Here is a 9,913-nt window from a genome sequence, read left to right as displayed (position 1 = left end):
GAGATTCAGGAGGCGATTGCGGACAATATTACAACGTGCTCAAGTATCATTTTCCAGTTGCATGTTGTTGCAGGCTATGGGTTGCACAAGCATCCGAGCATCAAACAAGCAACGCTTGGACGGCTGGACCACCTTATCGAACGGGCAGAAGAGAACTGGCACGATGCTGCTCTTATCGTCAGTATCCCGTACCTTGCAGAACACGATGCCATCAAACAGGCCATCATGGCATCGAAAGCCGAGATTATTGACAGAATACGAAACGAGAAGTGCCTTACCGATGAGATTCTCCTTCTCAGACACCTTGAATGGTTGCGGAATGACAAAGATGTACTCCGAGCCATCCGGGATAGGATCCTCGACGACTCGATACGTATCTGGTCCTCGCTGGCCAAAGTGATCCACTCTAACCAGATGTTGAAACACCCGGAGCTTGTGGAGGCGCTCAACGGTTGCCGGGAAAGCGAACGGGAAACACTGCTCTTGGGAGGATTTCCCATTGCTTGATGATGTAGAAGCAAGACCCACACAGCCAGCCAGACTGTTCAGAAGACCGCAAGAAAGAGCTCCAGAGGTTTGCATCATGAGGAGCACAGACATAACCGAACAGAGAATCCGTGAAGCCCTTGAGGCTCATGGCATCGCTTGCCGGTCAGTGTACAAACTACCGGATACAGATGATGAACAACGCATTCTCCTAGCATTCGACTCAAGGGGGAACGAGAAACTCAGTACGCAGGAAATTCTGTATGCCCTAGAAGGGATTGGCACAAATCCAATGAGCATTAACCCTGCCTTCCAGCGGCTGAGCTCGTCATTCCTACACCTTGAAGTCGCATTCGGAAACGCGGAGGGAGACCATGCCAACTGATCTTGAGGAAGTGTTCGGAGTTAGTGCCAAGACCGCGGCCAAATTACGCAAAATCGGAATCACAAGTGCTGAGATGTTGTCGTATCAGGACCCCAACGATATCCGTTTCTACAGACGATACCAGATACGCAATATAGACGAGTTCATCAAAGCAGCACGTAAAATGCTTTCCTCTAGCAACCTGAGGCCAGCTACGGAAGTGGAACGAGAAATGTCAAAGAAACAACAACTCACCACCGGTATTTCTATGATTGATACTCGCCTTCAAGGAGGTATCTACACTGGTTCGCTTGTCGAGTTCTATGGGCCAGCAGCGTCGGGAAAAAGCCAGTGGTGTCATCAACTTGCGGTCACATCACAGCTACCAACAGAACGGGGCGGTCTAGATGGGAAGGCCATATGGATTGACGCCGAATGGTCCTTCTCACCACTGCTGATTCGGGTGATGGCCAAGCGGTTCGATCTTGATTCATACAAGGTAATGCAACATATCGAAACTATCCACATCATGAATCGGGAACATATAGTTGAATTCCGTGACGCGCTGAGTACCGGTTGTACTGAAGAAGTGAGCGTTGTTGTCGTAGACGCTCTGGGTAAGCTGTTTGCCATGGAATTGGCACGAGGGTATGACCACGACATCTGTAGCGCCGAGCTGAACAAGACCTTGGAACGGTTCCAGGATATTGCACTGACAAGCGGGATTATCTTCGTCTACACAAACAGGGTACATCGCGGGAGGGAACATCACAATTCTGTTTTGACCACATTACCGGTTAATGGGAAGTATATGGCCCATATGGCTCATTACAGGTTCAAGCTCAAGAAACCTATGAGTTACAGAAGCAACTTCTGTCTGGAAGACCACGTAAGCATACCCTCTTTTAATGTGGAACTCCCACTTGAGTGGGGTGGTTTCTATCATCACCCCAACACAGTGCAGATTTCAGCTCTCAGAGAATATGCTGAATCATACATCAATGGGCCCTCTGACTAATCATCAATACATGTTCAGTGACACGCACGAGGAACAACCAATGACATACACAAGTCCAAAACACGGATACGCAGAGGAATGGGGCTCAGCAACCGAGCTTTCGGTTATCGATGAACCTGCGCTGTTCGAACGATTCAGACAGTTTCAGCCGCATGGAACAACCTTTCAGGTGGGTTACGTTGTTGCCAACGTCATGGACAGACAGCGCATCAAGTACAACCTGATGCGCCAATTGAAGAATTTCGTCAACGAATGAACTGGCACAATCTCCAGTTCCCTAACCTTTTATTGTCTTGAATATAATCTAAAACAATGTGGATACAAATTGAAATTGAACTTATCGCTATTTTGGATTGCTTTGCTGTGCCTAATCACGCCAATAGCTTCGAAAAATAGTAATTGCTCATCCACTCAGGCATTTGTGGATAATACACCTACCACGACATTATCCTATAGTCAGCATGAACCTATTGTCATCAGCAGCAATCGCGATTGGATAAATCAAGGATGGCCCGGAAACGGAACGAAGAATCATCCCTTTTTAGTACATGAGCTAGACATTGAAACCTTCTCAATAGGAATTGGGATTTATAATACAACAGTCTATTTCATGATTAATGAATGTCGTATATCCTCATTGGAACCATCGCAGAATCCTGGAATACTCTTGAGTAATGTCACTCATGGAGTGATTCGCTCTTGTATTGCCGAATCCCGCAAAACTGCATTGGATGTTTCGAATGCCAGTTCTTGCTATCTCATAGAAAACGAAGCATATAACAATTTGGCCAACGGTTTCAAGATTGTTCAATCCGATAATTGCGTACTTGCGAATAATACCTCAGTTGATAACGCCGATGACGGTTTCTATCTTTCAGGAGAAAACTGCGTTGTTACAAATTGTGCTGCGGTTGATAATGGAGACGACGGCTTCCACATAGTATTCTCAGACAATTGCACATTGAAAGAGAATAGAGCAATGCGTAATGGAAATACCGGCGTGGCTGTTGCAGGAGAGGAATCTAATCTCATTTACCTAAACCGATTGGGTTACAACAACGATACTAATGGTTCCGATAGGGGTGGAGGCAGTCAATGGGATAACGGGACACACGGAAACTTCTGGAGTGATTACATCGGTTTCGGACAATATACTGTTCCTGGTGATGCAGGGAGCGTAGATCATTACCCCCGTCAGCTATCTCCAGGAATACATCCGATGGCAATAGCTATTGTGATTGGAGGGGTGGGAGTAGCAGCTGCCATCTCTCTTGGAATTTATGTCAAAACGCGAGGACAACCAGAATTTGCTAGGTACTAAGCCGAACCCTATGAATATCTAAGAAAATAAGCGGAATTCATTATTTATGTGGGAATTACACAGTAGTCAGGTTTGATGATGGATTCCAAAACACTAGAAAGGCTCAATGTTGTTGTCGTTAATGTAATTATCCTAAGAACATCTGGAAGTAATGCCCCTACTTTAAATCAAATTAACCCCAAATCTTATTAAGATGCACTATTTTATATGAGGCGCATGAAGGTATATACATAGTATATACCTGTGTGGGAGAGTTTAGTAATGAATAGAAGAAAGATATTTGGTGCATTGTTGATGGTTTTTGTTGCGGTGGCTGTTGGTATTAAGCCCGTCGCAGCATGGTGTGATACCGGCCCAGACGCCCAGAACTTGGAGCGTTCGGATAAATGGCTTGCAATAACTTCACACAATACAAGATACCCTTGTACATCAAGCTCAGACCCTTCATCGGACAATGATCCCCATTTCAGAGCTGCGATGATGACTAAAGGCGGAGAAGATCCATATAATGCCTATGCCAAGCTTAGAATTACCGTGAAAATATGGTCATATCCACACGATGATTGGCTTGACACTTCATGGATTTCTGTGGAGACAATGAGAACAAGCCCGGAGAATACCGACACTGATAACGACCTTGAAATAGTTTATAACGAGCTAACGGAGATTTTGTTGGATAGGTTTTCTGCTTCGTCAGGTTTGGAGGAGGCGGACGATGCTGAAGGAGCATCATCTTGGGCGGATGGACATGCTGTTATAGTTGAGTGGCCAGTTGGATATCCCGCACTCTACGAAAAGGGCTTGAAATCAGTGTTTGAGATAATCCTAGATCCAGATGGACACGCTGGGAGGTATGAGGTTAAAGTCTGGTACACGTATACCTTCTATGGCGGAGGGTGGTACCTCGAAACCCATGAATACTATAAACCCTTCGTCTATCACTACGATCCTCAATAGCACTTAGACAGCATTGAGGGAATTAACAGACAATCACAGAAATTAGGTTATTAACGGAAGTCCCTTGAGGGACTTCCTGTCTTTTAATTTTCAATCACTCAACATGTTTATAATTGTTCATTACTTCATTATCGACAATATTTGCACTCATAACTATCCCTAGAAAACATGAGGAATTGGCCAAACAATGGGAAGCAACGAGAAGAGAATACTTCAAATAACGAGGGAATAATTTGCAGAGCCAAGACTATTCTCTGCATTCAATTACATTATCAGATTCTTCCCTCTAGATGGGTATAGGAATGAAATCAAATGCTTCGAATATACTCTGGCATTCCTTGGGTACGAAAACGGAAACTATTAACTCTTCTCTGCCTTTCACTTGCTTCAGCTACAGCCATGGGAATCAGTGTATACGTTGATTCTTGTTCGGTTCGCCAATGGGACAAATGGACAAAGGATCCCTTTGCGTTTAAGATTGAGAACCTGCAAACAAGAGCGGTTATTCCGGACATCAGAGAGATTGAAGGAGTAGCGCGGGCTGCATCGATTACCATATCGGACGGCTTCCTTGACGTTCCAAATCGAAATGACTCTGAAGATATGCGGGTCGCCGGCGTGGATTCCCATTATCTTGATGCTTATCCGGAGGTCTTCCAAATCGACGGGGGAATATACCCCCAGAACACAGGTGAAGTGGCAATCGAGAGAAGATTCGCTAGGAGTATGAATCTGACCTTTGGAGATCATGTAAACTATACGGGTGAAAGCGAAGCATCCGATACCTACCATCTTCGAGTCGTGGGCATATTCGATTTGTGGACTAGTAATGAGAGTACAGTCTTTGATGACACAACCAGCTGGTATGTGCGTGACGTAAAGGCTCTGGTTACCCCTAAGCAGCTCGCTGAAAGTGCTGGTGATTTCGAAGTCCATGTAGATATTGATAGAACAACCCTGACGCCCTACAATGCCGCCGCTTCATTGAAGTACGTTGAGGACATCGGCACCCGTATCAGAAGGAAGCTCCCCACCGAAGCACTCACATGGGGGACGTTGAAGATAGGAATCCGTGAATACATGGAATGGAGATCCTCAACCAGAACGGAACAGATTCTTCAATCAAGCGGTGTTATCCTCATGGTTTTCCTGTTGGATTTCTTGGCTATCAGATATAGCTACAACCAGCGAAAGAATGAATTCCTGATGCTGCAAGCGAGAGGGGCCTCAGAAAGAGAAGTCGACAGGATGTTCACCATTGAATTGAGTCTTCTCGTGGGAATAGGAGCAATAATTGGCTTCTTTCTTGGGGTCCTCCTGAGCAGAGTGGCAATCTCATCCACTGCCTATTTTACGTTTAACCCTTCACTCTTCTTCTCAGAACCTTTTCTGATTACAGTGGAATCTCTTCTATTCTCTGCGATGGTGGGCTTATTTATACCCTTCATGACACTTGCAGGATTCTTCCTAGGACGGTCAGTCGAAAAACCCGATATTGCTCAAAATAGAAAACTAGGCAAAGCAATTCGTATCCTACGAAGGATTCGTTGGGATGTACTCCTGCTGATTATGTCCGGCTTGACCCTAGTTTCGCTATATTCATTGGATGTGAGTATTCTTGAGAACCCCATTCTATCTACGGTACTCTCCGTATCACCCTTACTCCTATTCATTGCAATTTCAAGTCTGGCAGTTAAGGGGATTCGTCAGGGAGCTAGCAGAATCTCTAGCGCCTTTGATGGTGTCTTCGGCAAATTGCCGTCATCAGTTGGGATACGCCGGGTGGGAAGAAGTGCATCATCTGGTGCTTCCACGGCCATTGTACTAGTATTGGCAATCAGTCTAGCATGGAACATGTCCGTCCTTGATGCTTCACTCCCCCGAACTAGACGAAATCATGCTCGTTTTGCCTTTGGCAGCGATATGTCTTTTCATATGGACGAACAAAGAGTTGACTCCTGGCAGCTCTTCTTCAACAATGTAACTTCCCATTCTATGGTTGAAGGGACCAGTCTTCTCTCCAAGATGGATGCTTCTTTAGCTACTGGCCGCTCCGGTCATGCTGAACTCGTGGCGCTTGATCCAGCCGAGTATGGCAAAGTCGGATATGACTATATGGGGGTTCCCTTGAACGAGTCAACGGTCATGAAAGACTTACTTCGAGACCTCGAGGTGTCTTCAGGTGGGGCGATTATTACCGCATCTATTGCTGACCAGTATGACTTCTCCGTGAACGATGTAGTTCGAATATCGATTGATGATTCATCACAGGACGCCAAAACCATTACTGTCCACATCAGTGGCATTGTGTCACGATTATCTTCAGCAACGGAAGGAAGCCCCTCAAGAGATGGTGGATGGCCTTACAATTTGGGAAAAGCTGTCCTGTGGGTGAATAGAGATTCATTGGCATCAGATGTGAATCTCAGCACAAGTGCGGATAACGTATTATGTACCAGGTTGAAGGAAGCCGCCGATGCCCGCGAAGTGGTAAATGAATTAGTACGTGCCGGGGGAGACATTGTTCTGGAAGAAGATGGTTGGGTAGCAGTAGATCAGGAAGTTGCTACCTATGTTGATGGCATCAGATATTCCGTATCTCGGAGTGTCGACACGATGGCCACTGTTGGCATGGTTCTCGTCATCGGTGGAGTATTCGCCTTGTATGCATCAGAGAATCTCCGGTCTCGAAAACGCGAAATAGCCCTGCTGAGATCAATGGGAGGGAACACTGTGGATGTTGTTAAACCACAAATTGCAGAACTCGCGGTGCTATCACTCTTCGCCATGTTATTGCTAATCATCTATGCCCCTCTTCTTATAATCAGTAATTTACTCACATATGCACAGTCAACTACTGATTTCCCAGTCAGGGTGTTCGTGGTTATTCGGTGGCCGCCCCTTCTGTCAATTGCTGGCTTCTTCATTGGCTCTATAATCGTCATAGTTGCAATACTTGCTGTGAGTAATACCCGAATCAACCTGGCCCAAGAACTGAATGCACACTGGGCTGAAGCCGGGCCATACAGAGGTGAACGCTGAATGTTCGTGTTGACCAAACTTGCATCCCGAAAGCGTCGAGTTCTGGCGACCTTACTCATTTTTGCCCTATCAGCAGGAGTCCTAGGCGGGGTGCTCTTCTATATCGACAGCATCGGCCCCTCGGTCCAACAGGACATGCTGGATGACGTGGCGGTTGATGCACAGGTTTCACTATCCACTGGGTTCCATCAGCAGAATGAGACGTCACTTGCTGACCTACAGAGCACGATTCGCGAGCAGAACCACGTTCTCGGGACTGAAGGGGTGACAGTGGTACAGTCCTATGACCGGGAGATAGACGACTATAGGTTTGAGGATCAGGTCTACCTTGGCATAGGCAACGAGCTCCTTTCGCAATTCCCAGGTGCTTTCAGCATCTTGGAGAGCACCGGGCCACTGGAGGATGCATCGTGTTATGTGGAAACGAACACACTCTCCTACCTCGGGCTTGCCATCGGGGACAACTTCACCGCGACGGCCCGTGCTACAGATGAAAGTGGGCAACCCGTGAACATAACGCAGAGCTTCGAAATAGTCGGAACCTTCGAAAGCGATTTGTTCTGGCGTGAGGGGTATGGAGATCAACCCGGCTTCACGACACTCCGGATGATTACGACCAAATCGGGATTGGAGACTGCGTTCAGTCAGCTTGGCCACTCAGGATGGGAGAGTATGAGAAACCAGGTCTGGGTGGACATGGACGCTTCCGCCATCCTGTCCCAAGGGGAAAACCGACCAGCACGGCTGGCAGATGACATTGGTGACCAAATCGAGCAAAGCATTCTCCCTTTCGGTGTCGTTTCTCAGTTTGAACTCAGGCAGACCCTCTCAGCATATGAGACCTGGTCGAGTACCATGTCCTCTCTCTCACTCATCTTCTCTGTGCCTACCTTGACGATGGCCATCATGCTCGTGTACTACAATGCCACAATGCGTTCTGATGAACAGCGGCGGGATGCTGGCACCCTGAAAACCCGAGGTGCGACAGGCTGGCAGGTTTTCAGATGGGTACTCCTTCAGTCGATTGTAATAGGTTTCGTTGGGAGCATAGCCGCAGTCGGCACTGGCATGGTCTCAGCACTGCTATCAGGTTCCGTACGCACGTTCCTTGAATTCAGCTTCCAACAGCTTTCATCTTTCGTATTGCTTATCGAGCTTGATGCCATTGTATTCGTTTTCCTGTTTGCGTTTGGTCTTGGCGTGATAGTCTCGATTCCGATGGCGGTACAGGCATTGCTCATGTCCCCTGAGGAGGCCCATGGCTGGCTTGAGCGACAGGTTCTGGCAACAGGAGAACAGTTGACAAACCCGGTGGTTGATTTTCTGGCTGTGGGAGCGTCTGCCTACCTGCTTTTCCCGCTGATTGGAAACTTCGGGTTCGCGTCTACTGCGCCTGAACTTGGTACCTTCTACTTCTTCGTTCTGGTCATGGTGCTGATGGGCATGTTCGTGTTCTCTTTCGCCCGCCTGCTTTCTCGGGGAGGTCCACGGCTCAAATCGGCTGTGTTTGACAGGATGCAATCTGACAGGTATGCACCGGTCTCCAAGGTGCTCTCGCGCAATGTCAAGTTGTTCAGGAAAATAGACGCGCTTGGCATAGTGTTCATAGCCATGGTCTTCACTGCTGGAATATTCAGTTCCCTTTCCGCGGAAACAGGTCGCATCCATACCCAGCACCTGCACAGGTTTGAGGTCGGTGCAGATATCCATGCGACCGTTCGTTCCGAAGTAGCCAATGTCACAGCAGATCTGGTCGAGGAAATCACTGCTATTGATGGAGTAGTAGCCGCGTCTGCTGTCCTTGAAACGAGAGGTCGTGTCGCCTATATCGAGGAGGAACAGGATGGGGATAGACATTATCGGAATGAAAGCATCACGATTCTTGGGGTTCAACCTGAGGCATGGGCCCAATCGGCGTTCTGGCTAGATTATTTCACCAAAGACCACATTCCCAGGCAAGCACTGCAGGAGCTTGCTGAGAGCAATCAGAACGTCATCACGTCATTCAAACCCGTGATAGGTTTTGGCGCTGGTTTCTTGAGAAACGCACCGATATACGATGATGAAGTAACAGTCAGGATAGGTGATGCAGCAAATCACACGGTTTCTGAATACCACATCGTCGATGTCATGTCCATGTTCTACCAAGGCGGCAAAGGGTGCGTCCCTGGAAGGCCCGATCTTCTTCGCTCCTTTGTGATTATGAACCTGAACCACCTTCAAGACCAATTGAACACCACACGGGTAACCAGTTTCTACTGCAATCTTGACCAATCCGCCAATGACACCACGGTGATAGAGGATATCACAGCTCTCACTGCCGGTTTTGGAAACGTGGAATCCTCCGAACAGCAGATTCTGAAAGCACTGGAATCAGAAGCAGCCCAGACCATTCACGGCATCTATACGCTCAACGTGGTCTTCTCGTTCATCTATCTGACCGCTGGAATCGCCATCGTGACGGTCGTGAGAATCGATAGTCTACGCAAGCAGCTTTCGATGCTTCGGGCACTTGGAACGGACCGTGGCTCGATCATGGGGCCACTCCTTGCTGATGCTGTTGCAAGCGTCCTCGGAGCGGCCATTATCGGGTCCGTGATTTCGTTAATCCTCGTATTCTTCGCCCTACAGATTCCACTTGCTTTTCTTGGCCCAACGTCGTCCTTGCAGTGGTTCCGGCTCCCGGTTCGAATCTCTGTTCCCATCGCACTCCTCACGATTATTG

The 9,913-nt window shown here is 47.6% G+C and carries 7 protein-coding genes; all 7 read left to right on the top strand.

The features are described from left to right. The first annotated feature begins 499 nt into the window (after window positions 1-499). Window positions 500-871 carry a hypothetical protein gene (locus GF309_11380; protein ID MBD3159382.1) on the top strand — a complete coding sequence of 124 codons (372 nt, stop codon included), beginning with the start codon at window positions 500-502 and terminating at the stop codon, window positions 869-871. After that, on the top strand, window positions 861-1,868 hold the full coding sequence (locus GF309_11375) for a hypothetical protein (GenBank protein MBD3159381.1): 1,008 nt from the start codon (window positions 861-863) through the stop codon (window positions 1,866-1,868). The genes GF309_11380 and GF309_11375 overlap by 11 nt, the downstream gene beginning before the upstream one ends. A gap of 40 nt (window positions 1,869-1,908) precedes the next feature. Further along, the gene (locus tag GF309_11370; GenBank protein ID MBD3159380.1) at window positions 1,909-2,124 is read left to right on the top strand and encodes a hypothetical protein; all 216 of its coding nucleotides are present in this window, start codon (window positions 1,909-1,911) and stop codon (window positions 2,122-2,124) included. 69 nt (window positions 2,125-2,193) lie between these two features. Next, window positions 2,194-3,189: a hypothetical protein gene (locus tag GF309_11365; GenBank protein ID MBD3159379.1), complete on the top strand. Its 996-nt coding sequence runs from the start codon at window positions 2,194-2,196 to the stop codon at window positions 3,187-3,189. A gap of 261 nt (window positions 3,190-3,450) precedes the next feature. Continuing rightward, window positions 3,451-4,146 carry a hypothetical protein gene (locus tag GF309_11360; GenBank protein MBD3159378.1) on the top strand — a complete coding sequence of 232 codons (696 nt, stop codon included), beginning with the start codon at window positions 3,451-3,453 and terminating at the stop codon, window positions 4,144-4,146. A 312-nt stretch (window positions 4,147-4,458) separates the two neighbouring features. Next, window positions 4,459-7,188: an FtsX-like permease family protein gene (locus GF309_11355; protein MBD3159377.1), complete on the top strand. Its 2,730-nt coding sequence runs from the start codon at window positions 4,459-4,461 to the stop codon at window positions 7,186-7,188. Next, window positions 7,189-9,913, top strand: a 2,725-nt coding sequence (locus GF309_11350) for an FtsX-like permease family protein (protein ID MBD3159376.1), incomplete at its 3' end; no start/stop codon positions are given.

It is taken from the genome of Candidatus Lokiarchaeota archaeon, assembly GCA_014730275.1.
In the GTDB taxonomy this organism is placed as follows: Archaea; Asgardarchaeota; Thorarchaeia; order Thorarchaeales; family Thorarchaeaceae; genus WJIL01.
This window is presented reverse-complemented; position numbering and strand designations above follow the sequence as displayed.